Below are 25,040 nucleotides of genomic sequence, written 5' to 3' on the forward strand. Positions count from 1 at the left end.
CCCATGCCGAACACGGAAGTTAAGCTCTTCAGCGCCGATGGTAGTCGGGGGTTTCCCCCTGTGAGAGTAGGACGCCGCCAAGCTATCGTTATGGTAAAGGCAGCTCATCATGAGCTGCCTTTTTTGTTTTTGAATAAAAACAAAACAAACACCGAAATACGGAAACACCCATATACTAATTGCAAACTTCAAAAAGGTCCAAATTGTGTATACAATCAACAGCTTAAGGGAAGGCTATTCATACGGAGGTGGGCAAAATGAATGAAACGTCCAGCCATGAAGAAACATGTATTGTGTGTGAAACCAAAAAACGCAGGGGAATCCATATTTATACGAAATTTATATGTTTAGAGTGTGAGAAGAAAGTAGTTTCCACTCCGACCTCTGATCCAAATTATGAATTTTTCGTTCGTAAACTGAAAAGCCTTCATACACCGACGTTATATTCTTAACCCTGAAAAGGGTCTTTTTTTTGCCTGAAATCAGAGGAGTTTTTACACTTTTTATTAAAGAACTGATACGATAAGAAGAGGAACTTGTTTAGACATGGAATGTAATAGATAATACTAATAAAAGTGAATAAATAGGAGTCGATCAAGTATGAAACCGTTTATTCAATATATGAAATGGACGCTTTTCGGCAGCACAGTTTTTGTATTAGTGGGGATAACCTTCTTTACGATAGGGCATCAGCCTTTTCTGTATTCGCTTTTATACGGGGCAGCCGGCGGAGCCGCAGCCAGTGCGGCCGGCCTGTGGAATGCGAAGCGTCTCTTTTTAAAAAAACACCGGCTGACAAGAAAAGAATATGTTTATATCAAGGAAAATCTTGAGGAAGCAAAGGGTAAAATCATCCGATTACGCAGGGCGCTTTTTCGCTCTAAAAGTATACAAATGCTGAAGCAGAATGCAGAGATACTGCGGATAACCCGACGAATATATCTGCTCACAAAGCAAGAGCCGAAGCGTTTTTATCAGGCAGAGCGTTTCTATTATCAAACGCTTGATTCTGTTGTGGAACTGACGGAAAAGTATGCTCTGCTCTCCTCACAGCCGCGAAAAAATAAAGATTTATCAATGTCCTTGAGTGAGACGAGGATGACTCTAGCAGAGCTTTCCAGAAGGCTGGAAGAGGACCTTCATGAACTGATGAAGGAGGACATCGACGACCTGCACTTTGAATTAGATATGGCAAAGCATTCACTGAGAAAATAGGAAAGGAAGAAGGAAATGGCCAAAGACCGTTCCGACGACAGCATGGGCGCCCAAAATGACCAGACCCCTCTAAAGCTTGCAGATACGCTGCCGGAAGAAAAAAGAGAAGCGGCACTTCGGCTCGCTGAAAAACTGGACCCTGAGAACATGCAAAGCATTGTTCTGTTTGGTTCACAGGCGCAGGCGAATCTTCTGGAATTTTCCCACACGATGATAGAGCACGTGCAAAGAAAAGATGCAGGAGAGATGGGACAGATACTGGCTGATTTGATGCTGAAGCTTGACCAGGTCAACCCTGATGATCTGCAGATGAAGAACAAAGGGTTTTTCGCCCGGCTGTTTAAAAGGGTGTCCGGTTCTGTACAGGAAGTGCTTTCGAAATATCAAAAGACAAGTGTGCAGATTGACCGTATCAGCAGAAGGCTGGAACATTCTAAAAATGTGCTGTTGAGTGACAATAAATTGTTAGATCAGCTGTACGCCCAAAATAAACAATACTTTTCTGATTTAACTATGTATATAGCAGCGGGGGAATTAAAATTAGATGAGCTGAAAACAAAGCTGATACCCGAAGCGGGAAGAAAAGCCGAATTACAAGAACACAATCAAATGGCCGCGCAGGAAGTGAATGATCTTCGCCAGTTTGCCGACCGTCTGGATAAGAGGGTGCATGATCTGCTGCTGAGCAGGCAGATTACGCTTCAGAGTGCGCCGCAAATCCGCCTGATTCAAAACACGAATCAGGCACTGGCAGAGAAAATTCAGTCCTCCATTGTTACGGCTATTCCTTTATGGAAGAATCAAGTCGCCATCGCGCTGACGCTTATGAGGCAGCGGAGTGCGGCAGATGTGCAGCAGAAGGCGGCGGATACGACAAATCAATTGCTGCTGAAAAACGCCGAACTTCTGAAAACAAGTACAGTCGAGACCGCCAAAGCCAATGAGCGCGGACTTGTTGAGGCAGAAACCCTCAAAAAAGTGCAGGAAAGCTTAGTCAGCACACTTGAAGAAATCATGTCTATTCAAGAAGAAGGCAGGATGAAACGCAGGCGTGCCGAGGAGGAGCTTGTTATCATGGAAGGCGATTTAAAAAAGAAGCTGCTTGATATGAGGTCCGGCCGGGATAACGGCTAGATGGCAAAAGTCTTAGCTTTAAGTTGGCTCGCAGTCACGATATAATAAGAAAGACAGGCAAAGGATTTGTTTAAAAATGGACACACCTTTATATACAGCGCTGATGAAGCATGCGCACCGAAATACGTATTCTTTTCATGTTCCGGGACATCACAATGGAGATGTCTTTTTTGATGAAGCCAAATCTGTATATCAATCTCTTTTATCTATTGATATGACTGAGATCACGGGTCTTGATGACTTGCATCACCCGACGGGGGTCATTAAGGAAGCGCAGGATTTGGTGAGCAGATTGTACGGCTCTCAGGAAAGCTTCTTTCTCGTCAACGGAACGACCGCCGGCAATCTGGCGATGATTTTAGCTGTTTGTGAACCGGGTGAACCCATTCTGATCCAGCGTAATTGTCACAAGTCTGTTTTCCATGCAGTGGCATTGGCCGGAGCCAAGCCGGTTTATTTGGCGCCGGAAATCGATGAAAACATGCATGTGCCGGCACATGTATCCCTTTCAGTCATCGAAAAAGCGCTGGCGTCATATCCGAACGCGAAAGGACTTGTTCTGACCAATCCGACTTACTACGGACACGCCGCCGATTTGACTGCGGCAGTTAACAAATCCCATTCATACGGCGTTCCTGTACTGGTAGATGAGGCTCATGGGGCTCACTTTGTGTTAGGCCAGCCTTTCCCGCCTTCATCATTGGCTATGGGGGCGGACGCCGTTGTTCAATCGGCTCATAAAACGCTTCCGGCTATGACGATGGGGTCTTACTTTCATTTGAACAGCACCAGAATTGACAGAGATCGATTAACTTATTATATAAGCAGTTTGCAAAGCAGCAGCCCGTCATACCCGATTATGGCATCTTTAGATACGGCGCGCGCTTATGTGCAGGATATTGCTGAAAAAGGGACACTTCCCGTTCATATGGAGCACATTGAGAAAATCAAACGAAGGTTCGCATCAATTTCTTCTATTGAAATAATCGAGCCTTCCGGATATGGGCTGCGGGCGGACCCGTTAAAATTAATTCTTCGGTCAAAGCTCGGACATTCCGGCTATTCATTACAACGCATTTTGGAGAGTGAAGACATTGTTGCCGAGCTGGCTGACGAGTACCAAGTATTGCTCGTACTGCCGATAGGCGGCCGGCGGATGATAGAACAGGCAACCGTAAGAAACATAAAGCAGAAACTGGAGAATACACCGCCCGATAAATTGCCGGATGCCGTGAAATGGACATTTCCGTCCATATCGACACTTGAATACCCGCAAAATGAGATGCGGAAGTTGAAGAAAGAGCTTACAGATATAAATAAGGCTGCCGGGCGCTTGCATGCGGGCAACATTATTCCTTATCCGCCGGGAATTCCGCTGGTCATGGACGGAGAACGGATAACAGAAGAGATCGTACAAAAGCTTTCCCGTTTAATCGGCATGGACGCGCATATTCAAGGCTTGTTAAACGGGGAACAATTACTTGTCTATATAGAAGAGGAGAAATCATGAGCGGTTTATTTATAACATTTGAAGGTCCTGAAGGTGCAGGGAAAACGACTGTGCTTCAGGAAATGAAAGAGATTCTGTCGGCAGAGGGGCTCCCGGTGACAGCGACAAGAGAACCGGGCGGCATCGACATTGCGGAACAGATCAGAGAAGTGATCTTAAATAAAAACAATACACTGATGGATGCAAAAACGGAGGCGCTGCTTTACGCTGCGGCGAGAAGACAGCATTTAGCCGAAAAGGTGCAGCCTGCATTGAAAGAAGGCCGCATTGTGCTGTGCGATCGTTTCATCGACAGTTCGCTGGCTTATCAAGGCTATGCGAGAGGGCTCGGCATTGATGAAGTCCTTTCTATCAACCAGTTTGCAATCGGCGATACGATGCCTGATGTCACCATCTATTTTTCTATTGAGCCGGAAGAAGGGTTGAAACGGATTACGTCGAATGATTCAAGAGAGAAGAATCGTCTCGATCTTGAGGCCCTGCACTTTCACACAAAAGTACGGGAAGGATACCAAAAGGTCATGCAGCGTTTTCCGGAAAGATTTCATACAATCGACGCTTCGAAAAAGAAGGAACTCGTCATTCAGGACGCACTTCAAGTGATAAATGAAGCATTGAAAAAAATTCAGTTGTGACCTGTTTCTCATAAGTTGCTATAATGAATGTAACGACAATGTTCTTTCCAACCTAAAGGGGGCCTAGAGAATGAAACTAATAGTGGCAGTGGTGCAGGATCAGGACAGCAACAGGCTTTTGAAAGTATTAACCGACCACAACTTCAGGGTGACGAAGCTTGCGACAACAGGCGGATTCCTTAAATCAGGCAATACGACGTTTATGATCGGGGTGGAAGATATCCGTGTCGATAAAGCGCTCAGCCTCATTAAAGAGAATGGCTGTAAACGTGATCAGATGATTGCCCCGGTATCCCCGATGGGCGGGAATGCGGATTCCTACGTTCCATATCCCGTCGAAGTGGAAGTCGGCGGAGCGACGGTCTTTGTCCTCCCGGTCGATGAATTTCATCAATTTTAAGGATTTGACGACGTGAAAATAAATTCTGACTTACGTACATTTATTGAGAAAAAGCAGCAGCCTGCTTATAAAGCGGCAGAGCTTTCCGGAACATTTAAAAGTTCAATGGACAGCCAAAGCAGCAAGCTGAAATTTGATCAGCTGAGCAGGTTCTTAACGGATATAGAAACGTTCGGGAAAAGGCTGACGAAGTCGAGAAACTTCAAAGACTTAGCGAAATTCAAAGGATTGGTAAAACGTTTTGTAAAAGAGGCCGTAGACAGCGGATTATCGCATGAGACGGAGAAAAGCTTTGACCTGTACGGCAGCAGCCGGACTCTGGGGCTTGTGAAAGAAATAGATGAAAAACTGCTTCAGCTGACGGAAGAAATGTTAGATCAGGAAAAACCGGCAATTGATTTGCTGGATCGAATCGGAGAAATAAAAGGTTTATTGATTAACCTTTACACATAGAGAGTGATACAATGGTAATATCATGGAAGGAAATGACCGGGCAGCAGCCCAGAGTGATGCGGCTTTTGCATAACAGTATTGAAAAGAAAAGGCTTTCTCACGCCTATCTGTTTGAAGGCAAAAAAGGTACGGGCAAATTGGATGCCGCACTGCTTCTCGCAAAAAGCTTTTTTTGCCTTGAAGGCGGGACTGAGCCTTGCGGGGAGTGCCGGAACTGTAAGCGCATTGAATCCGGAAACCATCCCGACCTGCATGTGGTTCAGCCCGACGGATTATCCATTAAAAAGGCTCAGATCCAGTCGCTTCAGGAAGAGTTTTCTAAAACAGGACTGGAATCGCATAAAAAGCTATACATTATATCCCATGCGGATCAAATGACGACAAATGCGGCAAACAGTCTGCTGAAATTTTTAGAGGAGCCGAGTCAAGACACCATCGCAATTCTTATTACTGAGCAGCTCCACCGAATACTGGATACCATCGTTTCGAGATGTCAGGTTCTCCCGTTCCAACCGCTTCAGCCGAAAGCCATAGAAGAAAGGCTGATTGAACAGGAAGTGAGCCCTCACATGGCCCGGCTCTTAGCAAATATGACAAATAATATTGCGGAAGCAGTCGAATTAAGTCGAAATGATGAGTTTGCAGAGTCCAGAGCGAAAGTGATAAAATTGTATGAAGTCTTACATCAGCGGAAAGGACATGCCTTTTTCTTCATTCAGGATCAGTGGGTGCCCTTTTTCAAAGAAAAAACCCATCAAGAAATGGGTCTTGATATGCTCTTATTGATATACCGTGATGTATTATCCATCCAAATTGGAAATGAAGATAAACTGATTTATCAAGACTTATTCCAATCAATAAAACAGCATGCGCTGCAATTTACACAACAAAGCGTTACGAACCAAATTCTCGCTGTTTTAGAAGCAAAAAAACGGCTTCATTCCAATGTGAATGTGCAGGGATTAATGGAGCACTTGGTGTTAACGTTGCAGGAGGGATAAGCTTGTACAACGTAATAGGCGTCCGCTTTAAAAAAGCGGGAAAAATTTATTATTTTGATCCGAACGGATTTGATATAGAACAAGACAGCTGCGTCATAGTTGAAACCGTAAGAGGTGTCGAATACGGGCAGGTTGTCATCGCAAATAAACAAGTGGACGAGCATGATGTTGTGCTTCCGCTTCGAAAGGTCATACGCGTTGCTGATGAACGCGATCTTCTCATTGTAGAAGAAAACAAACAGGAGGCCCTGTCCGCTTTTGAAGTCTGTCAGAAAAAAGTGGCTGACCACGGCTTAGATATGAAGCTGGTTGATGTTGAGTTTACATTTGACCGCAATAAAGTCATTTTTTACTTTACAGCAGACGGACGGGTTGATTTCAGGGAATTGGTCAAAGACTTGGCTTCTATCTTTAAAACGAGAATCGAATTGCGCCAAATCGGGGTGAGGGACGAGGCGAAAATGCTCGGCGGTATCGGACCATGCGGGAGAATGCTTTGCTGCTCCACGTTCCTCGGCGATTTTGAACCGGTGTCCATCAAAATGGCGAAGGATCAAAATTTATCGTTGAACCCAACGAAGATTTCCGGTCTGTGCGGCCGTTTGATGTGCTGTTTGAAGTACGAAAATGATGAGTATGAGACGGCAAAAGAACAGCTGCCGGATTTAGGCGAAATGATTACGACGGCAAACGGCCCCGCAAAGGTTGTCGGTCTTAATATTCTGGAACGGGTGCTTCAGGTGGAACTGAAGAATCGTGAAAAAGTGATAGAATATACTTGGGAAGAGCTCTTGGAAGAGGGCGTCGTATCCGCACAAACCACAGATTAACGAGGTGTGGAACCTTGGATAAAAAAGAGTTATTTGATACTGTCATAAACCTGGAGGAACAAATCGGTTCGCTGTACCGTCAGCTGGGTGACTTAAAGCAGCATATCGGCGAAATGATTGAAGAGAATCATCATCTTCAGCTTGAAAATAAGCATTTGCGTAAGCGGCTTGATGACACGACAGAGCAAATTGAGAAATTCAAAGCCGATCAGAAAGAAACAAAAACACAGAAGGCGGAGCAGAGTGATATAGGAGAAGGGTACGACAATCTGGCCCGGCTGTATCAAGAAGGCTTTCATATTTGCAACGTCCATTATGGGAGCGTCCGCAAGGGAGATTGCCTTTTTTGTCTGTCCTTCTTAAATAAAAAATAAGGAAAAGGCTTCCGCTGATGTCGGAAGCCTTTTTCAAAGAGTGCCGAAAGGAATAAGATGATGGTTTCATTACGTGATGATGAAAGATTGGATTACTTATTAGCAGAGGATATGAAAATAGTACAGAGTCCGACGGTTTTCGCTTTTTCATTAGATGCCGTGCTGCTGTCTAAGTTTGCATACGTTCCGATTCAAAAGGGGAACATCGTTGATTTATGCACGGGGAACGGCATTGTGCCGCTTTTGCTCAGCACAAGGTCAAAAGCCGATATCACCGGCGTTGAAATTCAGGAACGCTTGTATGATATGGCGCTCCGAAGCGTGGAATACAACGGGCTGGGCGGTCAGATCAGTCTCATTCATGATGATCTGAAAAATATGCCGGAAAGACTCGGACATAATAAATATGATGTTGTCACCTGCAATCCGCCTTATTTTAAAACACCGAAAGAGGCGGAGCAGAACCTGAACGAGCATCTCAGAATCGCAAGGCACGAAATTCTTTGCACGCTTGAAGATGTGATTTCCGTCAGCAGCAAACTGCTGAAGCAGGGCGGAAAAGCGGCTCTCGTTCATCGGCCGGGGAGGCTTTTGGAAATCTTTGAATTAATGAAAGCGTACCGAATAGAACCGAAACGGGTTCAGTTTATTTATCCGAAACAAGGTAAAGAAGCGAATACCATTTTGGTTGAAGGAATTAAAGGCGGCCGCCCTGATCTCAAAATTCTTCCCCCGCTGTTCGTATACAATGAACAAAATGAATATACGAAAGAGATCCGCACGATTTTATATGGAGACAAATAGTCATTTCTTTTATGTGCTGCTGTGCAATGACAACAGTCTGTACGCCGGTTATACAAATGATCTGCAAAAACGGCTGAAAACCCACAATGAGGGAAAGGGCGCGAAGTACACAAGAGCGCGGAGGCCGGTTTTGTTATGCCATGCGGAATCATTTGAAACAAAACGGGAAGCGATGCAGGCGGAATACCGTTTTAAACAGCTGACCCGAAAGAAAAAAGAGCAATATATAGAAGAAAAACGACGCAGCAAGGAGGCTGTATATGTTAAGACGCCAGATGAGTTTTAACGGAAAATCTGAAATGGGAACTCTGTACCTTGTTCCTACACCGATCGGCAATTTGGAGGACATGACCTTTCGTGCAGTAGAGACGCTGAAATCGGCCGATGTCATAGCTGCCGAAGATACGAGACAGACGAAAAAGCTGTGCCATGTTTATGACATAGAAACATCTCTCATCAGCTATCATGAACATAATAAAGAAAGCAGCGGCCATAAAATCATTGAATGGCTGAAAAGCGGAAAGAATGTGGCATTGGTCAGTGATGCCGGCATGCCGACAATTTCCGACCCGGGGGCTGAGATTGTGAGAGATTTCACCCAAATCGGCGGATATGTCGTTCCGCTTCCGGGTGCAAATGCGGCATTAACCGCGCTGACCGCATCAGGCATCACCCCGCAGCCGTTTTTCTTCTACGGATTTTTAAACAGACAGAAAAAAGAAAAGAAGAAAGAACTCGAAATCCTGAAAAAACGGCAGGAAACGATGATATTTTACGAAGCGCCGCACAGATTGAAAGAAACATTAACAGCAATGCATGACGTTTTGGGTAATCGAACCATCGCCGTCACGAGAGAATTAACGAAAAAGTATGAGGAATTCATCAGAGGAACCATCGCCGAGGTGATTGAATGGGCAAATGAAGATCAAATCCGCGGTGAGTTCTGTCTCGTTGTCGAAGGAAATCAAACCGCTGAACCGGATGAAGAGGAAAAGCCTTGGTGGACGGAGCTTTCTGAGAAAGAGCATGTGGAGCATTACATAAACGAAGGAGCATCTTCCAAACAGGCCATAAAACAAACAGCGGTAGATCGGGGCGTTCCGAAACGCGAGATTTATGACGCTTATCACATTCAATCATAAAAAAAAACCGTTCTTGTATCGTAACGAGAACGGTTTTTGTATGAAATAGCTTATTTTTGGTTTTGAAGCTGGTTTTGAATTTCAGAGATGATTTGCTCAGCGCCTTCTTTGCTGAGTACCAATTTGCCGCCGGCAAGTTTAAGGTTATCATCAGAAACTTCACCAGTTACTTGGCAAGTCATGTTTGGTTTATATTTTTTAAGGATGATTTTTTCATCATCAACATAAATTTCAAGAGCGTCTTTTTCTGCGATGCCCAGTGTACGGCGAAGTTCGATAGGGATAACTACGCGTCCAAGTTCATCAACTTTACGTACGATACCAGTAGATTTCATTAACAGTCTCCTCCCGAGAGATAATTATTTTGTAGTTTATATTTTTCTTCGTCATTATTCGACAAAATTCCTTACATTCCTAGCATAACAAGGTTTCCAATAATCGTCAATCTTTTTGTTTACTATTGATTGTAAGAATTAGTTCTTATAGTAAGTAAAGCCTTGGAAATCCTGAAATAACAGGCTTTTTGACTGCTTTTTCGAACCTATTATCCTACTGAAAATCCTTTTAAATCAAGACTTTCGAACCAAGATGTTTTATATTAGTAGATTATATACGACAAATTTCGACATGTTAAGACTTTTTTTAATTTCAATAAAAATTTTTAATTTTATTTACTCTTTTACGCGCAGTACGTATATATCCTTGATCTTAAAGGCTAAGATGGTATCATAGATAGAGGACAAATATCAATATTGTATATCAAATAAAACCGCTCTCGTCCTTTGGGCGTGAGCTTTTCGACATTCTGAATGGGAGGTTGCAACATGCCGCAAGACAATAATACTTTTTATATTACAACCCCGATATATTATCCGAGCGGAAAATTACATATCGGCCATGCTTATACTACCGTGGCCGGCGATGCGATGGCGCGTTACAAAAGATTAAAAGGATTTGACGTACGCTACTTAACCGGAACGGATGAGCACGGACAGAAAATCCAGCAGAAAGCGGAGGAAGAGAATATCACGCCTCAAGCTTATGTGGATCGTGCAGTTGCTGAAATCCAAAAACTATGGAAGCAGCTCGACATTTCTCACGATGATTTCATCCGGACGACGGAAAGCCGGCACAAAGAAATTATCGAGAAAGTGTTTCAAAAACTTCTTGATAATGGTGACATTTACCTGGATGAGTATGAGGGCTGGTACAGCATCCCTGATGAAACATTCTATACGGAAACACAGCTGGTGGATGTGGAAAGAAATGAGAAGGGTGAGGTTGTCGGCGGAAAAAGCCCGGACAGCGGCCACCCGGTCGAATTAATCAAAGAGGAGTCATACTTCTTCCGCATGAGCAAATACGCAGACCGCCTGCTGAAGTTTTATGAGGAAAATCCTTCTTTCATCCAGCCTGAATCACGCAAAAATGAAATGATTAACAACTTCATTAAACCGGGGCTTGAAGATTTGGCCGTTTCCAGAACGACGTTCGACTGGGGCGTAAAAGTGCCGGGAAATCCGAAGCATGTCGTGTATGTATGGATTGACGCACTGTTCAACTATATTACAGCGCTCGGTTACGATACGGAAAATGATGAGCTTTACAAAAAGTACTGGCCGGCTGACGTCCATCTTGTCGGTAAAGAAATTGTCCGTTTTCATACCATTTACTGGCCGATTATGCTGATGGCGCTTGATCTCCCGCTGCCTAAGCAAGTATTCGCGCATGGCTGGTTATTGATGAAAGACGGAAAAATGTCGAAATCAAAAGGAAATGTCGTTGATCCGGTAACGTTAATTGAACGCTACGGCTTGGATGAACTTCGCTATTACCTGCTTCGCGAAGTACCGTTCGGTTCAGACGGTGTCTTTACGCCGGAAGGTTTCGTAGAACGGATTAATTATGACTTGGCGAACGACTTAGGAAACCTTCTGAATCGTACAGTCGCAATGATCCAAAAATATTTTGACGGCGAGATTGGTTCATATGAAGGAAATGTGACAGATTTTGATTCAGAGCTTTCTTCTGTAGCCGGTGAAACGGTTAAAGCTTATGAAAAGGCAATGGAAAACATGGAGTTTTCAGTCGCTTTATCAACGCTATGGCAATTAATCAGCCGTACGAACAAATATATTGATGAAACTGCTCCGTGGGTGCTTGCTAAAGACCAGGAAAAAGAAAAAGAATTACGTTCTGTCATGTATCATTTAGCTGAATCTTTACGTATCTCAGCCGTATTGCTCCAGCCTTTCTTGACACAAACGCCTGAAAAAATGTTTGCCCAGCTAGGAGTTGAGGATCAGTCTCTTAAAGCATGGGACAGCATTCAGACATTCGGCCAATTGAAGAACACGAAAGTGAAAAAAGGGGAACCGCTTTTCCCTCGTCTTGAAGCTGAAGAAGAAGTAGCTTACATCAAGCAAAAAATGCAAGGAACTGCTCCTGCTAAAGAAGAAAAGGCGGAAGAGCCGCAAGAAGCAGAGCGTCTTCCTGAAATTACCTTTGATCAATTTATGGATACAGAACTTCGCGTCGCAGAAGTCTTGTCCGCAGAGCCGGTGAAAAAAGCAGATCGGCTGCTGAAATTGCAAATTGATCTGGGCTTTGAACAGCGCCAAGTTGTATCAGGTATCGCGAAGCATTACACACCGGATCAGCTTGTGGGAATGAAGATCATTTGTGTAACAAATCTAAAACCGGTAAAACTGAGAGGCGAGCTTTCTCAAGGAATGATACTGGCGGGAGAATCAGACGGCGTTCTCAAAGTTGTAGCTGTCGACCAGTCATTACCGAAAGGCACTCGAATTAAATAAATAGATGCAAAAGGTGTTTCACGTGTAACATTCCGTCGAACACCTTTTGTTTTTCAACAAGAAAGGAGTTTTTATGATGCTTTTTGATACACATGCGCACTTAAATACCGAGCAATTTGACACAGACTTAGAGGAAGTCATTGCGCGTGCAAAGGCTGAAAAAGTTGAACGGATCGTCGTTGTCGGATTCGACAAACCCACTATCACGCGTGCGATGGAGCTGATTGAGGAATATGACTTTATATACGCTGCGATCGGCTGGCATCCGGTAGACGCAATTGACATGACAGAGGAAGATTTATCATGGATTAAGGAACTGTCCTCTCACGAAAAAGTCGTGGCAATCGGAGAGATGGGCCTTGATTATCACTGGGATAAATCACCAAAAGACGTTCAGAAAGAAGTATTCCGGAAACAAATCGCTCTCGCCAAAGAAGTGAATCTTCCAATTATCATTCATAATCGTGATGCAACGGAAGATGTTGTCACAATTTTGAAAGAAGAGGGAGCGGAAGAAGTCGGCGGTATTATGCACTGCTTTACGGGGAGCGCGGAGGTTGCGTGGCAGTGTATGGATATGAATTTCTATATTTCATTCGGCGGACCGGTTACCTTCAAAAATGCGAAGAAACCAAAAGAAGTTGCAAAGGAAATTCCGAATGACCGTTTGCTGATTGAAACGGATTGCCCTTTCCTGACACCGCATCCTTTCCGCGGCAAACGAAATGAGCCAAGCTACGTAAAATATGTTGCTGAACAGCTCGCCGAATTAAAAGGGCTGACGTATGAGGAAATTGCCTCAATTACAACCGAAAACGCAAAAAGACTTTTCCGCATGAACTGACAGAATGCGCTGTCATAACGTGTAAAAGCTTGTCCGATTCAGTGGATATGTAAAACGGTTCTACAAGCTTCCTTCTCCTCATAAGATAGGTTGTCGATATGTCTCTCTTCCTTTTTTTGCTTTGTTTTTGCATAATGAGGGATACGCTGAAGGTTTTTCATCTTCGAGATGGGAGGGTTGACAGCATTTTAGATACTCTATATAATCTCTCCGAGGAGAAGGAGGCGTTTTTCATCACACAAAAAATGAAAAAACTGTTTTCCGTAAAGCTTGGTAAAAGCAAGGTTATTCTTATTGCAGCTATTATTCTGCTGGGCGGAACCGGGACTGCATACGGGGCACATGAGCTCTCAAAACAATCAGTTTCTGTTTCCATCAACGGCAAGAAAAAGCAAATACGCACTCATGCAAAAACGGTTGGGGAACTTCTGGAAGATTTACATATAGAGACGAGAAATGAAGACCGGATTACCCCGTCTAAGCAGACAGCATTGGCAGACAACATGAATGTCGTGTATGAAGCTGCAAAGCAGATCCGTGTGACAAGAGGCGGAGAAGAAAAGACTTTATGGTCAACGGCAAAAACAGTCGGCGCATTTCTGAACGAACAGCATACACCTGTGAATCAGCACGATAAAATAGATCCAGCAGCAGATACGAAAGTGACAAACGGCATGAAAGTCACGGTCGACCCGGCTTTTCAGGTCACTGTAAATGATGCGGGAAAGAAAAAGAAAATATGGACGACTTCGACTACGGTCGCTGACTTTTTAACGCAGCATAAGATGGACATGAAAGACGAAGATAAAGTAAAACCGGCATTACACGAAAAGCTCACAAAAAATCAGGCCGGTATACAAATCACTCGTATCGAAAAAGTCACCGATGTAGTTGAGGAAAAAATAGCGTATCAAGTGAAAGAAAAAGAAGATGCGTCTCTCGACAGCGGGAAAGAAAAGATCGTTCAAAAAGGAAAAGAAGGCAAACTTAAAAAGCATTTTCATGTTGTCAAAGAAAATGGAAAAGAAGTTTCAAGAAAGCTTGTTAAAGAAGAAACATCTGAAAAAAGCAAAGATCAGATCATTGCGGTCGGCACAAAGCGGCACAGTCCCAAGATTGAGCAGCTCAGTGCACCTGTGAAGGCATCTTCAGGCGAAACCGGATCTTCCGGTAAAGTGATTACCGTGTCTTCCACGGCTTATACTGCAAGCTGCAGCGGCTGTTCCGGCCATACGGCTACAGGCGTTAACCTGACAAGCAATCCGAATGCCAAAGTCATTGCGGTAGACCCAAGCGTCATCCCGCTCGGCACAAGAGTCCACGTAGACGGATACGGGGAAGCCGTGGCCGCTGATACAGGTTCAGCCATTAAAGGAAGACGGATTGATGTCTTTTTCCCTGAAAAATCTTCAGCTTACCGCTGGGGAAAGAAACAGGTCAAAATAAAAATCTTAAATTAATTCCGTTTCACTCAGAGGGTTTTGCGCCCTCTGTTTTTTTCGTTATAATAGGTAAAGTGTATTTTCAGTATATTAGACGTGACATGCAAGCAAAGGTTTCGTTTTGGATATAAAAAGTTTTTTTGGAGGAAGTAATGAAAATTAAAGAAATTATTGTAGTCGAGGGACGCGATGACACTGCGCGCATAAAACTTGCCGTTGATGCGGATACGATCGAGACAAACGGTTCCGCAATCGGAGACGAAGTCATCAAACAGATTCGGCTGGCGCAGGAAACGAGAGGGGTCATCGTGCTGACGGACCCGGATTTTCCGGGGGAAAAGATCCGGAAAACCATTTCTGAAGCAGTACCCGGCTGTAAACACGCATTTCTGCCCAAACACCTTGCCAAACCGAAAAACAAGCGCGGCATTGGCGTTGAGCACGCATCCATTGAAAGCATCAGAGCATGTCTGGAAAATGTGCATGAAGAGATGGAGGCAAAGCCGAGTGAGATTTCAGCTGAAGATGTCATACAGGCCGGTCTGATCGGCGGACCGGCTGCCAAAAGACGCCGCGAACGATTGGGCGACCTGCTGAAGATCGGCTATACAAACGGCAAGCAGCTTCAAAAACGGCTGCAAATGTTTCAAATCAAAAGAAGTGATTTTATTGATGCGCTCGATGCTATGAGGCAGGAGGAACAGGATGAACAATAAAGATATCGCGACACCTATCAGAACGAAGGAAATTCTGAAAAAGTACGGTTTCTCTTTTAAAAAGAGTCTGGGACAGAATTTCTTAATTGATACAAATATATTGGACAGAATTGTGGACCATGCGGAAATTACGGATCGGACCGGAGTCATTGAAATCGGGCCCGGAATCGGCGCGCTGACAGAGCAGCTTGCCAAACGGGCGAAAAAGGTCGTCGCGTTTGAAATTGATCAGCGCCTCTTGCCCATTCTCAATGATACGCTGTCTCCATATGACAATGTAACGATCATTCATCAAGATGTGCTGAAAGCAGACGTAAAATCTGTCATTGAAGAGCAGTTTCAGGATTGTGATGAAATTATGGTGACGGCGAATCTCCCATATTATGTGACGACGCCTATCATCATGAAGCTATTGGAAGAACATCTTCCGTTAAAAGGAATTGTCGTGATGCTGCAAAAAGAGGTCGCTGAGCGGATGGCCGCTGATCCTTCCTCTAAGGAGTACGGATCGCTTTCCATTGCGGTTCAGTTCTATACGGAGGCCAAAACCGTCATGACCGTCCCGAAAACGGTGTTTGTGCCTCAGCCTAATGTCGATTCAGCCGTCATCCGTCTCTTGCTTCGTGACGGCCCGGCGGTTGACGTCGATAATGAACCGTTTTTCTTCCAGCTGATTAAAGCAAGCTTCGCACAGCGCCGGAAAACCTTGCTGAACAACCTTGTGAACAATCTTCCGGGCGGAAAAGAGAAAAAAGCTCAAATTGAAGAAGTTCTTCAAGAAACGAATATTGACGGAAAGCGGCGCGGTGAATCCCTGTCCATAGAAGAATTCGCGCTCCTGTCCAACGGATTGCATAAAGCCCTTTTCTAAGAGGGCTTTTTGTTTTGCGTCACCACTTGGACTGCCGCTACATAGGCTAGAGGAGAACCTTATTCATTCAACTGCAAGAAAAGCTTGAAACATCAAGCGCCGCAGCGGAAAGAGGTGTATTTGCCAAGACTTCTTTCATGATGAGGCTTAGTCTATTTGTGGAGTGGGTAACGTGCAATTTCAAATAGGAGATATGGTAGCCAGGAAATCCCATCAAATGGATGTTTTATTTCGCATTATCGGTATAGAACAAACAAGCAACGGAAATTCAATTGCCATCCTGCATGGTGACGAAGTCAGATTGATTGCGGATGCTGATTTTTCTGATTTGGAGCCTGTCAGAAAAGACGAACAGGCCATGAGAAAGAAAAGAGATGAAAGCAGGATGAATGAATCTCTCGAGCTGCTCCGCCAGGATTATAAGCTGCTTCGGGAAAAACAGGAATATTATGCGACAAATCAATATCAGCATCAGGAGCACTACTTTCATATGCCCGGAAAGGTATTGCATCTGGACGGCGATGAGGCCTATTTGAAAAAGTGCCTGAACTTTTATGAAAAAATCGGTGTGCCGGTATACGGAATTCACTGTCATGAGAAAAAAATGCCGGCATCAATTGACGAGCTGCTTGATAAATACAGGCCGGATATTTTAGTCATCACCGGCCATGATGCATATTCCAAGCATAAGGGAGGCGTGAACGATTTAAGCGCCTACAGGCATTCCAAACACTTTGTCGAAACCGTTCAAAAAGCGAGGCGTAAAGTCCCTCATTTGGATCAGCTGGTTATATTCGCGGGGGCCTGTCAATCTCATTTCGAGTCTTTAATCAGAGCAGGCGCGAATTTTGCAAGTTCGCCGTCACGCGTCAATATCCATGCGCTTGACCCGGTATATATTGTCGCGAAAATCAGCTTCACCCCGTTTATGGAGCGGATCAATGTGTGGGATGTCCTGAGAAATACGCTGACGAGAGAGAAAGGGCTGGGAGGAATTGAAACGAAGGGTGTGCTGCGTGTCGGTATGCCGTATAAATCAAATGGATGAGTGATAAAACCCGCATATATTTCGCTATGCGGGTTAATTATTTTACATATTGATACATAAATTTCCGGAACTTGTGAAAAATAACGCAGAAATCAATAGAATTTTGTCAAAATAATTTTGTTGACAATGACTTATTAACGTTGATATAATTTAAATTTTATTTGACAAAATTGGGCTCTTGTTGTACAATAAATGTAGTGAGGTGGATGCAATGGCGAAGACGTTGTCCGATATAAAAAGATCGCTTGATGGGAATTTAGGTAAACGGCTTACGTTAAAAGCAAACGGCGGCCGCCGAAAAACGATTGAGCGTTCGGGCATTTTAGCTGAGACGTACCCTTCTGTTTTTGTGATACAACTAGATCAAGACGAGAATTCGTTTGAAAGAGTTTCATACAGTTATGCTGATATTCTGACTGAGACTGTTGAATTGACATTCAATGACGATACGGCAAGCTCAGTAGCATTTTAATGGGCAGTGAACCTTTTGTTTACTGCTTTTTGTTTTGCCTTCCAAAGCTCTTCTAATTATTCCCTCGAAAGTTTCAGCCGATTAAACGGAAGCTATAGGTGTCACATGTTTTATCGTGGCGTGCACGAATGGTGATCAATTCTATAAAAGGGGTTGTTTCGTTTGGGCAGACGTCGTGGAGTTATGTCAGATGAGTTCAAATATGAGCTGGCGAAGGACCTTGGTTTTTACGATACGGTGAAAAACGAGGGCTGGGGAGGCATTCGGGCGCGTGACGCCGGGAATATGGTAAAGCGCGCGATTGAGATTGCCGAACAGCAGATGGCGGCTCAGAACCAAAATAACCGATAATGCAGTGGCCCGGGGGACAATCCGTTCCCCGGTTTTTTCTATCGGCTGTCAAAACCGGCGTCAATTTCGGATAAGTACCTCCGGGTCTCCAAATGTGATACAATGTTCATACTTATGTTTAGATGGAGAAGTAGGTGAAAGCTATGCGTATTTTAGAAAAAGCGCCGGCCAAAATCAATCTGTCCCTCGATGTGACGAGTAAACGCCCGGATGGTTATCACGAAGTGGAGATGATCATGACGACAATTGATTTGGCAGATCGGATTGAACTGACAGAACTGCCCGAAAACGTTATCAGAGTGGCGTCGCATAACCGCTTTGTTCCGGATGATCAAAGGAATCTGGCTTATCAGGCAGCCAAACTGCTTAAAGAACGGTTTCAAGTCAAAAAAGGCGTTTCCATTATGATTACAAAAGTGATCCCTGTAGCGGCAGGGCTTGCCGGCGGAAGCAGCGATGCGGCAGCCACGCTCAGAGGGCTGAACAGGCTTTGGGATTTAAAGCTTTCTGTCGAAGAGCTCGCGGAGCTTGGAGCTGAAATCGGTTCAGACGTGTCCTTCTGTGTATACGGAGGCACTGCTCTGGCAACCGGACGGGGTGAGAAGATCAGGCACATCAGTGCTCCGCCTCATTGCTGGGTCGTGCTCGCCAAGCCGACGATCGGGGTATCGACTGCCGAAGTGTACCGCCGGCTGAACTTACAGCAGGTTCGGCATCCTGATGTGCAGGCGATGATTGACGCGATTGAAGAAAAAAGCTTCCAAAAGGTATGCGGACAATTAGGAAACGTATTGGAGTCGGTTACGCTCAGCCTCCATCCCGAGGTGGCGATGATTAAAAATCAAATGAAACGCTTCGGCGCTGATGCGGTGTTAATGAGCGGAAGCGGACCGACTGTATTCGGTTTGGTTCAATACGAATCGAAGGTGCAGCGGATTTATAACGGGTTAAGAGGTTTCTGTGATCAAGTGTACGCGGTGCGGATGATCGGCGAACAGAATGCTCTTGATTAAATCCGTATGTTAAGTTATATTATTTTTAAATTATTCGGATTTTGGGGGTAAGTTCATGAAGTTTCGTCGCAGCGGCAGATTGGTGGACTTAACAAATTATTTGTTAACCCATCCGCATGAATTAATACCGTTAACGTTTTTCTCAGAACGGTATCAATCAGCAAAGTCATCAATCAGTGAAGATTTAACGATTATTAAACAGACCTTTGAACAGCAAGGCATTGGGACGCTGCTTACAGTGCCGGGAGCTGCCGGAGGCGTCAAATACATTCCGAAAGTGAAACAGGCTGAAGCAGAAGCGTTTATACAGGAGCTGGGACAGTCTTTAGTAAATCCTGAGCGTATCCTTCCGGGCGGTTATGTATATTTAACGGATATCTTAGGAAAACCCTCTGTCCTCTCTCATGTAGGCAGGCTTTTTGCTTCCGTTTTTGCGGAGCGGGAGATTGATGTGGTGATGACCGTTGCGACAAAAGGAATCCCTCTTGCTTACGCAGCGGCCAGTTATCTGAACGTTCCGGTTGTCATCGTGCGAAAGGACAATAAAGTGACGGAAGGCTCCACGGTGAGCATCAATTATGTATCAGGGTCATCTAACCGCATTCAAACGATGTCGCTTGCGAAAAGAAGTTTGGCTACGGGTTCGAACGTTTTGATTATTGACGACTTTATGAAAGCCGGCGGCACCATTAACGGCATGATCAGTTTGCTTGATGAGTTTAATGCAAACGTTGCGGGAATAGGTGTCTTGGTTGAAGCCGAGGGAGTGAATGAACGGCTTGTCGATGAGTACATGTCACTGCTCACGCTTTCAACCATCAATATGAAAGACAAAACGATTGAGATTCAAAACGGCAATTTTCTGCGATTTTTTAAAGAACAGCATTTAAAGAATGGGGAGACAGAAAAATGACAAAAGCAATCCATACAAAACACGCGCCGGCAGCGATCGGGCCATATTCACAGGGAATCATTGTAAACAACATGTTTTACAGCTCAGGCCAGATTCCTCTTACTGCTGAAGGAGAAATGGTAAACGGTGATATCACAGAACAAACGCATCAGGTGTTCAGCAATTTAAAAGCTGTGCTGAAAGAAGCGGGCGCTTCTCTCGAGACGGTTGTAAAAGCAACGGTATTTATTGCTGATATGGAGCAGTTTGCGGAAGTGAATGAAGTGTACGGACAATACTTTGATGTACATAAGCCGGCAAGGTCTTGTGTGGAAGTGGCGAGACTGCCGAAAGATGCTCTCGTGGAAATTGAAGTCATTGCGCTGGTGAAATCTTAAATCTCAGAAAAGTGGTTCCGGTCTCCGGGATCACTTTTTTTATGCAGTATATGATCCCCAAATATGGTTTATCACCTAATTGTGTATGTATATCCTATATTTTCAAAAAAACTTTTTGAAACGTGCAGGAATTTAAAAAGAATCGTGGAATTGTTAGACTAATGCTTTTATATAGGGAAAAGGTGGTGAACTACTGTGGAAGTTACTGACGTAAGATTACGCCGCGTGAATACCGATGGTCGCATGAGAGCGATTGCATCCATCACGCTGGATCACGAATTTGTCGTACATGATATTCGTGTGATTGATGGAAACAATGGTCTTTTCGTTGCGATGCCGAGTAAACGCACCCCTGATGGAGAATTCCGCGATATTGCTCATCCTATTAATTCCAGCACGCGGGGCAAGATCCAGGATGCTGTTTTAAATGAGTATCATCGTTTGGGTGATTCTGAAGCATTAGAATATGAAGAAGCCGGGGCTTCTTAAACATAACAAAATGTAAGGACTGCTGATAAAGGCTGACACAAGGCCTTTTCCGGCAGTCCTTTTTTAAATCTGATTTTTCAGTAATAAAGCGATTACATAGAAAATTCTTGCACTTTTTGATGTCTTCTTGAAATCAACAGCTATTTAGGATATATTTTTCTATGGATAAAAGGGATATTGGAGGCCATTAAATGGATAAGCGGTTTGCAGTGATTTTAGCTGCCGGAAAAGGAACGAGAATGAAATCGAAGCTTTACAAGGTCCTTCATCCGGTATGCGGAAAGCCTATGGTAGAGCACGTCGCAGACGAAGCTCTGAAATTATCTTTAGCGAAGCTTGTCACCATCGTAGGACACGGCGCCGAAGATGTGAAGAAGCAGCTCGGACAGAAAAGCGATTACGCTCTCCAAGCAGAACAGCTCGGTACGGCTCATGCGGTCAAACAGGCAAAACCATTTCTTCACGGAGAAAAGGGTGTCACGATCGTTATTTGCGGCGATACACCGCTTCTGACGGCGGAGACGATGGAAGCCATGCTGAATGAACATACAGACAAAGGTGCAAAAGCCACGGTGTTAACGGCCGTTGCCGACGATCCCGCCGGATACGGAAGAATCATCCGCAGTGAAGACGGCGCCGTTCAAAAAATCGTGGAGCACAAGGATGCTTCGGAGCAAGAACGTCTTGTGAAAGAAATTAACACGGGAACGTACTGTTTTGATAACGAGGCTCTTTTTCGTGTCATCGAACAGGTTTCGAATGAAAATGCCCAAGGCGAGTATTATCTGCCGGATGTGATCGAAATCCTCAAAGACGAAGGCGAAACTGTTGCCGCTTACCAGACTGGTAACTTCCAAGAGACGCTCGGAGTGAATGATAGAGTCGCTCTTTCTCAGGCTGAAATGTATATGAAAGAGCGTATTAACAAACGGCATATGCAGAACGGAGTCACTTTAATCGATCCGATGAATACGTACATCTCACCTGACGCACGTATCGGACAAGATACAGTTATTTATCCCGGAACTGTGTTAAAGGGACAAGCTGAAATCGGCGATGAATGTGTCATCGGTCCTCACACTGAGATAGAGGACAGCTCAATCGGCAGCCGCACTGTGATTAAACAATCCGTTGTCAATCGCAGCAAAGTTGGGAATGATGTAAATATCGGTCCTTTTGCTCACATCAGACCCGATTCCGCAATTGGCAATGAAGTGAAGATCGGAAACTTTGTTGAAATCAAGAAAACACAATTCGGCGACCGAAGCAAAGCATCTCATTTAAGCTATATCGGTGATGCCGAAGTGGGCACGGATGTGAATCTGGGCTGCGGCTCCATCACGGTCAATTATGATGGGAAGAAAAAGTATTTAACCAAAATTGAAGACGGCGCCTTTATTGGCTGCAACTCCAATCTGGTCGCTCCTGTTACAGTAGGAGAAGGCGCGTACGTCGCTGCGGGTTCAACCGTAACTGAAGATGTGCCGGGCGAAGCGCTTGCCATTGCCAGAGCAAGACAAGTAAATAAAGAAGATTATGTGAAAAATATTCATAAAAAATAATCCTAAAATCGGAGGTTTACCATGTCTAACGAATACGGAGATAAGAATTTAAAGATTTTTTCTTTGAATTCAAATCCAGAACTTGCAAAAGAAATCGCGGATAATGTAGGGGTTCAATTAGGAAAGTGCTCTGTTACAAGATTCAGTGACGGAGAGGTCCAGATCAACATAGAAGAAAGTATTCGCGGCTGTGATTGCTATATCATTCAGTCTACAAGTGCGCCGGTTAATGAGCACATTATGGAATTGCTGATTATGGTTGACGCTTTAAAGCGCGCTTCCGCGAAAACAATCAACATTGTCATTCCGTACTACGGTTATGCGCGCCAGGACAGAAAAGCAAGATCACGTGAACCGATTACGGCAAAACTTTTTGCAAACCTGCTTGAAACAGCGGGTGCGACACGCGTGATCGCGCTTGATTTACACGCGCCGCAAATTCAAGGTTTCTTTGATATTCCGATTGACCACTTAATGGGTGTTCCGATTTTAGGCCATTACTTTGAAGGTAAAGACTTGAAAGATATCGTCATTGTTTCTCCTGACCACGGCGGTGTGACGCGCGCCCGCAAACTTGCGGACCGTCTGAAAGCGCCGATCGCGATTATCGACAAACGCCGTCCTAGACCGAATGAGGTAGAAGTGATGAACATCGTCGGTAACGTGGAAGGTAAAACAGCGATTCTGATCGATGATATTATTGATACGGCCGGCACAATCACACTTGCCGCTAACGCGCTGGTTGAAAACGGAGCTGCAGAAGTGTATGCATGCTGTACGCACCCTGTACTGTCAGGCCCTGCCGTTGAGCGGATCAATAACTCTAAAATCAAGGAGCTTGTCGTAACGAACAGCATTAAGCTTCCTGATGAGAAAAAAATCGACCGCTTTAAGCAGCTTTCTGTCGGACCGCTTCTGGCTGAAGCGATTATCCGCGTTCACGAGAAACAATCTGTCAGCTATTTATTCAGCTAAACCGAAACTTTAAGGTTTAAATCCCAGTTATTGTGGGTATTGTTCTAATAGGACGATAAAACGATAATTAGGATGGTGCTGAATATGGCAACTTTAAAAGCAAATGAAAGAACAGATTTTAAACGTTCGACGCTTCGGAAAATCCGTCATTCAGGACATGTTCCAGGGATTATATACGGTAAAGAAACAACGAATACGCCTGTCTCTTTAGACAGTGTCGAATTGCTTAAAACATTGCGGGACGAAGGAAAAAACACGATTATCACAATTGATGTCAACGGAAATCAGCAATCGGTTATGGTGACTGATCTTCAGACAGACCCGCTCAAAAACGAATTGACGCACGCCGATTTTCAAGTCGTGAATATGAGTGAGGAGCTGGAGGCCGAGGTGCCGATTCAGCTGACGGGAGAGGCGAAGGGAGTCAAAGACGGAGGCGTCATCCAGCAGCCGCTGCATGAGCTTTCGATTAAGGCCAGACCGAAGGACATCCCTCAGACAATCAATGTTGATATTTCAGGACTTGAGATGAATGATGTGCTGACCATCGCAGATCTGACTGCTGACGGCAATTATACATTTACAAACGATCCGGAAGAAGTCGTGGCTTCCATCCTTCCTCCTAAGCAGGAAGCATTCGAAGAAGATGCAGAACCGTCTTCTGGGGAAGAGCCCGAAGGAGAAAATCAATAAGCGCTTTAAGACGTAACCCGCCCGAGGTTACGTCTTTTGTGCTAGAATGAGAAGAATTACAGCGATGTTGAGGGAGGATTTACGATGCTTGTGATTGCCGGTCTCGGTAACCCCGGGAAAACCTACGAGAACACGAGACATAATGTCGGCTTTATGGCCATTGACGAGCTTTCTAAAGAATGGAATATTGAATTGAATAAAACGAAATTCAACGGACTTTACGGAATGGGGTTTGTTTCCGGAAAAAAAGTTCTACTTGTTAAACCGCTTACATATATGAATTTATCAGGGGAATGTTTGCGGCCGCTACTGGATTATTATGATGCCGATCATGAAGATCTGAAAGTCATATACGATGACCTTGATCTTCCGACGGGGAAAATCAGGCTCCGGACGAAGGGGAGCGCAGGCGGACATAACGGAATTAAATCGCTTATACAGCACCTCGGAACCCCTGAATTTGACCGGGTCAGAATCGGAATCGGCCGCCCCGTCAACGGAATGAAAGTCGTTGACTATGTACTGGGAGCTTTTACGAAGGAAGAAGCGCCGCATATCAATGATGCCGTCTCAAAAACCGTAAAAGCCTGCGAAGCTTCCTTAACGAAACCATTTTTAGAAGTCATGAACGAATTTAATGCAAATGTATAAGATAAATAATGGGAGACCATACTAGGGAAAAATGATTTTTTCACATCAGGAGGTCCAACGTATGGCTTTGCATTATTTCTGCCGCCACTGCGGCTTTAAGGTAGGGAGCCTGGAATATTCGACGGTGCCGACACAGTCACTTGGATTTCAGCACTTAACAAATGAGGAAAGAAACGATATGATTTCATATAAAGACAATGGAGATGTCCATGTTCTTACAATTTGTGAAGACTGCCAAGAGGCGCTGGAACGCAATCCGCACTACCATGAACACAACACATTTATTCAATAAGAAGCTTTGGTGTAGAT

31 protein-coding genes and 1 rRNA gene are annotated in these 25,040 nt (G+C 44.5%); 31 read left to right on the top strand and 1 reads right to left on the bottom strand.

Going from position 1 to position 25,040, the window contains the following annotated elements; translation table 11 throughout:
* From rrf to rsmI, 14 genes are all read left to right on the top strand, one after another.
* A 5S ribosomal RNA gene (gene rrf / locus OQ477_RS20100) occupies positions 1 to 83 on the top strand; the annotation flags it as partial.
* A gap of 174 nt (positions 84 to 257) precedes the next feature.
* Positions 258 to 452, top strand: coding sequence for a sigma factor G inhibitor Gin (locus OQ477_RS20105; RefSeq protein WP_265973560.1), 195 nt, complete (start codon positions 258 to 260; stop codon positions 450 to 452).
* A gap of 148 nt (positions 453 to 600) precedes the next feature.
* Positions 601 to 1,215 carry a 5-bromo-4-chloroindolyl phosphate hydrolysis family protein gene (locus OQ477_RS20110; protein WP_265973561.1) on the top strand — a complete coding sequence of 205 codons (615 nt, stop codon included), beginning with the start codon at positions 601 to 603 and terminating at the stop codon, positions 1,213 to 1,215.
* 15 nt (positions 1,216 to 1,230) lie between these two features.
* Positions 1,231 to 2,349, top strand: a complete 1,119-nt coding sequence (locus tag OQ477_RS20115; protein WP_265973562.1) for a toxic anion resistance protein — start codon at positions 1,231 to 1,233, stop codon at positions 2,347 to 2,349.
* Positions 2,350 to 2,425: 76 nt separating this feature from the next.
* Positions 2,426 to 3,859: an aminotransferase class I/II-fold pyridoxal phosphate-dependent enzyme gene (locus tag OQ477_RS20120; protein ID WP_265973563.1), complete on the top strand. Its 1,434-nt coding sequence runs from the start codon at positions 2,426 to 2,428 to the stop codon at positions 3,857 to 3,859.
* Entirely contained in the window at positions 3,856 to 4,494 is a 639-nt protein-coding gene (gene tmk / locus OQ477_RS20125) for a dTMP kinase (protein ID WP_007615155.1), read from the top strand. Before OQ477_RS20120 ends, tmk begins: the two co-directional genes overlap by 4 nt.
* A gap of 70 nt (positions 4,495 to 4,564) precedes the next feature.
* A complete protein-coding gene (darA, locus tag OQ477_RS20130) occupies positions 4,565 to 4,894 on the top strand; it encodes a cyclic di-AMP receptor DarA (RefSeq protein WP_004264734.1) in 330 nt (109 codons plus the stop codon).
* Between the two features lie 12 nt (positions 4,895 to 4,906).
* Entirely contained in the window at positions 4,907 to 5,347 is a 441-nt protein-coding gene (locus OQ477_RS20135) for a YaaR family protein (protein ID WP_004264730.1), read from the top strand.
* A gap of 11 nt (positions 5,348 to 5,358) precedes the next feature.
* Entirely contained in the window at positions 5,359 to 6,348 is a 990-nt protein-coding gene (holB, locus tag OQ477_RS20140) for a DNA polymerase III subunit delta' (protein ID WP_105938190.1), read from the top strand.
* Positions 6,349 to 6,350: 2 nt separating this feature from the next.
* Positions 6,351 to 7,178: a competence/sporulation regulator complex protein RicT gene (ricT, locus tag OQ477_RS20145; RefSeq protein ID WP_004264723.1), complete on the top strand. Its 828-nt coding sequence runs from the start codon at positions 6,351 to 6,353 to the stop codon at positions 7,176 to 7,178.
* Positions 7,179 to 7,192: 14 nt separating this feature from the next.
* On the top strand, positions 7,193 to 7,552 hold the full coding sequence (gene yabA / locus OQ477_RS20150; protein WP_004264720.1) for a replication initiation-control protein YabA: 360 nt from the start codon (positions 7,193 to 7,195) through the stop codon (positions 7,550 to 7,552).
* A gap of 60 nt (positions 7,553 to 7,612) precedes the next feature.
* Positions 7,613 to 8,356, top strand: coding sequence for a tRNA1(Val) (adenine(37)-N6)-methyltransferase (locus tag OQ477_RS20155; RefSeq protein WP_004264717.1), 744 nt, complete (start codon positions 7,613 to 7,615; stop codon positions 8,354 to 8,356).
* Positions 8,343 to 8,642: a GIY-YIG nuclease family protein gene (locus OQ477_RS20160; protein ID WP_038456669.1), complete on the top strand. Its 300-nt coding sequence runs from the start codon at positions 8,343 to 8,345 to the stop codon at positions 8,640 to 8,642. Before OQ477_RS20155 ends, OQ477_RS20160 begins: the two co-directional genes overlap by 14 nt.
* A complete protein-coding gene (gene rsmI / locus OQ477_RS20165; RefSeq protein WP_265973564.1) occupies positions 8,617 to 9,498 on the top strand; it encodes a 16S rRNA (cytidine(1402)-2'-O)-methyltransferase in 882 nt (293 codons plus the stop codon). The genes OQ477_RS20160 and rsmI overlap by 26 nt, the downstream gene beginning before the upstream one ends.
* A 50-nt stretch (positions 9,499 to 9,548) precedes the next feature.
* Here rsmI and abrB read toward each other — a convergent pair whose 3' ends face one another.
* On the bottom strand, positions 9,549 to 9,839 hold the full coding sequence (gene abrB, locus OQ477_RS20170; RefSeq protein ID WP_169510469.1) for a transition state genes transcriptional regulator AbrB: 291 nt from the start codon (positions 9,837 to 9,839) through the stop codon (positions 9,549 to 9,551).
* A gap of 483 nt (positions 9,840 to 10,322) precedes the next feature.
* On the opposite strand from abrB, the gene metG reads away from it, so the two are divergent.
* From metG to OQ477_RS20255, 17 genes are all read left to right on the top strand, one after another.
* A complete protein-coding gene (gene metG / locus OQ477_RS20175; protein WP_022552471.1) occupies positions 10,323 to 12,314 on the top strand; it encodes a methionine--tRNA ligase in 1,992 nt (663 codons plus the stop codon).
* A gap of 76 nt (positions 12,315 to 12,390) precedes the next feature.
* A complete protein-coding gene (locus OQ477_RS20180; protein ID WP_265973565.1) occupies positions 12,391 to 13,158 on the top strand; it encodes a TatD family hydrolase in 768 nt (255 codons plus the stop codon).
* Between the two features lie 134 nt (positions 13,159 to 13,292).
* Positions 13,293 to 14,618 (top strand): G5 and 3D domain-containing protein, encoded by a 1,326-nt coding sequence (locus tag OQ477_RS20185; protein WP_105938265.1) that lies wholly within the window; start codon positions 13,293 to 13,295, stop codon positions 14,616 to 14,618.
* Between the two features lie 134 nt (positions 14,619 to 14,752).
* A complete protein-coding gene (rnmV, locus tag OQ477_RS20190) occupies positions 14,753 to 15,316 on the top strand; it encodes a ribonuclease M5 (RefSeq protein ID WP_265973566.1) in 564 nt (187 codons plus the stop codon).
* Positions 15,306 to 16,187, top strand: a complete 882-nt coding sequence (gene rsmA / locus OQ477_RS20195; protein WP_004264694.1) for a 16S rRNA (adenine(1518)-N(6)/adenine(1519)-N(6))-dimethyltransferase RsmA — start codon at positions 15,306 to 15,308, stop codon at positions 16,185 to 16,187. Before rnmV ends, rsmA begins: the two co-directional genes overlap by 11 nt.
* A gap of 172 nt (positions 16,188 to 16,359) precedes the next feature.
* Positions 16,360 to 17,235, top strand: a complete 876-nt coding sequence (gene yabG, locus OQ477_RS20200; RefSeq protein ID WP_088461220.1) for a sporulation peptidase YabG — start codon at positions 16,360 to 16,362, stop codon at positions 17,233 to 17,235.
* Positions 17,236 to 17,446: 211 nt separating this feature from the next.
* The gene (veg, locus tag OQ477_RS20205; RefSeq protein WP_007615173.1) at positions 17,447 to 17,707 is read left to right on the top strand and encodes a biofilm formation stimulator Veg; all 261 of its coding nucleotides are present in this window, start codon (positions 17,447 to 17,449) and stop codon (positions 17,705 to 17,707) included.
* Positions 17,708 to 17,869: 162 nt separating this feature from the next.
* Positions 17,870 to 18,058 (top strand): small, acid-soluble spore protein, alpha/beta type, encoded by a 189-nt coding sequence (locus tag OQ477_RS20210; protein WP_011996172.1) that lies wholly within the window; start codon positions 17,870 to 17,872, stop codon positions 18,056 to 18,058.
* A gap of 143 nt (positions 18,059 to 18,201) precedes the next feature.
* The gene (gene ispE / locus OQ477_RS20215) at positions 18,202 to 19,071 is read left to right on the top strand and encodes a 4-(cytidine 5'-diphospho)-2-C-methyl-D-erythritol kinase (RefSeq protein WP_007409927.1); all 870 of its coding nucleotides are present in this window, start codon (positions 18,202 to 18,204) and stop codon (positions 19,069 to 19,071) included.
* Positions 19,072 to 19,126: 55 nt separating this feature from the next.
* Positions 19,127 to 19,984: a pur operon repressor gene (gene purR / locus OQ477_RS20220; protein WP_004264666.1), complete on the top strand. Its 858-nt coding sequence runs from the start codon at positions 19,127 to 19,129 to the stop codon at positions 19,982 to 19,984.
* A complete protein-coding gene (gene ridA / locus OQ477_RS20225; protein WP_004264663.1) occupies positions 19,981 to 20,361 on the top strand; it encodes a 2-iminobutanoate/2-iminopropanoate deaminase in 381 nt (126 codons plus the stop codon). Before purR ends, ridA begins: the two co-directional genes overlap by 4 nt.
* Positions 20,362 to 20,556: 195 nt before the next feature.
* A complete protein-coding gene (gene spoVG, locus OQ477_RS20230; protein ID WP_004264660.1) occupies positions 20,557 to 20,850 on the top strand; it encodes a septation regulator SpoVG in 294 nt (97 codons plus the stop codon).
* 191 nt (positions 20,851 to 21,041) lie between these two features.
* Positions 21,042 to 22,412, top strand: coding sequence for a bifunctional UDP-N-acetylglucosamine diphosphorylase/glucosamine-1-phosphate N-acetyltransferase GlmU (gene glmU, locus OQ477_RS20235; protein ID WP_004264658.1), 1,371 nt, complete (start codon positions 21,042 to 21,044; stop codon positions 22,410 to 22,412).
* 21 nt (positions 22,413 to 22,433) lie between these two features.
* Entirely contained in the window at positions 22,434 to 23,387 is a 954-nt protein-coding gene (locus OQ477_RS20240; protein WP_004264656.1) for a ribose-phosphate diphosphokinase, read from the top strand.
* Between the two features lie 84 nt (positions 23,388 to 23,471).
* Positions 23,472 to 24,080: a 50S ribosomal protein L25/general stress protein Ctc gene (locus tag OQ477_RS20245; RefSeq protein ID WP_265973567.1), complete on the top strand. Its 609-nt coding sequence runs from the start codon at positions 23,472 to 23,474 to the stop codon at positions 24,078 to 24,080.
* 84 nt (positions 24,081 to 24,164) lie between these two features.
* On the top strand, positions 24,165 to 24,731 hold the full coding sequence (gene pth / locus OQ477_RS20250; RefSeq protein ID WP_004264652.1) for an aminoacyl-tRNA hydrolase: 567 nt from the start codon (positions 24,165 to 24,167) through the stop codon (positions 24,729 to 24,731).
* A gap of 61 nt (positions 24,732 to 24,792) precedes the next feature.
* Complete coding sequence (locus tag OQ477_RS20255; RefSeq protein ID WP_004264650.1) at positions 24,793 to 25,023, top strand: anti-sigma-F factor Fin family protein; 231 nt, start codon at positions 24,793 to 24,795, stop codon at positions 25,021 to 25,023.
* Positions 25,024 to 25,040 lie beyond the last annotated feature (17 nt).

Source organism: Bacillus sp. ChL18 (assembly GCF_026241425.1).
GTDB classification, from domain to species: domain Bacteria; phylum Bacillota; class Bacilli; order Bacillales; family Bacillaceae; genus Bacillus; species Bacillus velezensis.

Excerpts from the sequence above, each read along its gene's own strand:
- OQ477_RS20105 (WP_265973560.1), top strand. The coding sequence starts at position 258 with ATGAATGAAACGTCCAGCCATGAAGAAACATGTATTGTGTGTGAAACC.
- OQ477_RS20110 (WP_265973561.1), top strand. The coding sequence starts at position 601 with ATGAAACCGTTTATTCAATATATGAAATGGACGCTTTTCGGCAGCACA.
- OQ477_RS20115 (WP_265973562.1), top strand. The coding sequence starts at position 1,231 with ATGGCCAAAGACCGTTCCGACGACAGCATGGGCGCCCAAAATGACCAG.
- OQ477_RS20120 (WP_265973563.1), top strand. The coding sequence starts at position 2,426 with ATGGACACACCTTTATATACAGCGCTGATGAAGCATGCGCACCGAAAT.
- tmk (WP_007615155.1), top strand. The coding sequence starts at position 3,856 with ATGAGCGGTTTATTTATAACATTTGAAGGTCCTGAAGGTGCAGGGAAA.
- darA (WP_004264734.1), top strand. The coding sequence starts at position 4,565 with ATGAAACTAATAGTGGCAGTGGTGCAGGATCAGGACAGCAACAGGCTT.
- holB (WP_105938190.1), top strand. The coding sequence starts at position 5,359 with ATGGTAATATCATGGAAGGAAATGACCGGGCAGCAGCCCAGAGTGATG.
- OQ477_RS20155 (WP_004264717.1), top strand. The coding sequence starts at position 7,613 with ATGGTTTCATTACGTGATGATGAAAGATTGGATTACTTATTAGCAGAG.
- OQ477_RS20160 (WP_038456669.1), top strand. The coding sequence starts at position 8,343 with ATGGAGACAAATAGTCATTTCTTTTATGTGCTGCTGTGCAATGACAAC.
- rsmI (WP_265973564.1), top strand. The coding sequence starts at position 8,617 with ATGTTAAGACGCCAGATGAGTTTTAACGGAAAATCTGAAATGGGAACT.
- metG (WP_022552471.1), top strand. The coding sequence starts at position 10,323 with ATGCCGCAAGACAATAATACTTTTTATATTACAACCCCGATATATTAT.
- OQ477_RS20180 (WP_265973565.1), top strand. The coding sequence starts at position 12,391 with ATGCTTTTTGATACACATGCGCACTTAAATACCGAGCAATTTGACACA.
- OQ477_RS20185 (WP_105938265.1), top strand. The coding sequence starts at position 13,293 with ATGAGGGATACGCTGAAGGTTTTTCATCTTCGAGATGGGAGGGTTGAC.
- rnmV (WP_265973566.1), top strand. The coding sequence starts at position 14,753 with ATGAAAATTAAAGAAATTATTGTAGTCGAGGGACGCGATGACACTGCG.
- rsmA (WP_004264694.1), top strand. The coding sequence starts at position 15,306 with ATGAACAATAAAGATATCGCGACACCTATCAGAACGAAGGAAATTCTG.
- veg (WP_007615173.1), top strand. The coding sequence starts at position 17,447 with ATGGCGAAGACGTTGTCCGATATAAAAAGATCGCTTGATGGGAATTTA.
- ispE (WP_007409927.1), top strand. The coding sequence starts at position 18,202 with ATGCGTATTTTAGAAAAAGCGCCGGCCAAAATCAATCTGTCCCTCGAT.
- purR (WP_004264666.1), top strand. The coding sequence starts at position 19,127 with ATGAAGTTTCGTCGCAGCGGCAGATTGGTGGACTTAACAAATTATTTG.
- ridA (WP_004264663.1), top strand. The coding sequence starts at position 19,981 with ATGACAAAAGCAATCCATACAAAACACGCGCCGGCAGCGATCGGGCCA.
- glmU (WP_004264658.1), top strand. The coding sequence starts at position 21,042 with ATGGATAAGCGGTTTGCAGTGATTTTAGCTGCCGGAAAAGGAACGAGA.
- OQ477_RS20240 (WP_004264656.1), top strand. The coding sequence starts at position 22,434 with ATGTCTAACGAATACGGAGATAAGAATTTAAAGATTTTTTCTTTGAAT.
- OQ477_RS20245 (WP_265973567.1), top strand. The coding sequence starts at position 23,472 with ATGGCAACTTTAAAAGCAAATGAAAGAACAGATTTTAAACGTTCGACG.
- pth (WP_004264652.1), top strand. The coding sequence starts at position 24,165 with ATGCTTGTGATTGCCGGTCTCGGTAACCCCGGGAAAACCTACGAGAAC.
- OQ477_RS20255 (WP_004264650.1), top strand. The coding sequence starts at position 24,793 with ATGGCTTTGCATTATTTCTGCCGCCACTGCGGCTTTAAGGTAGGGAGC.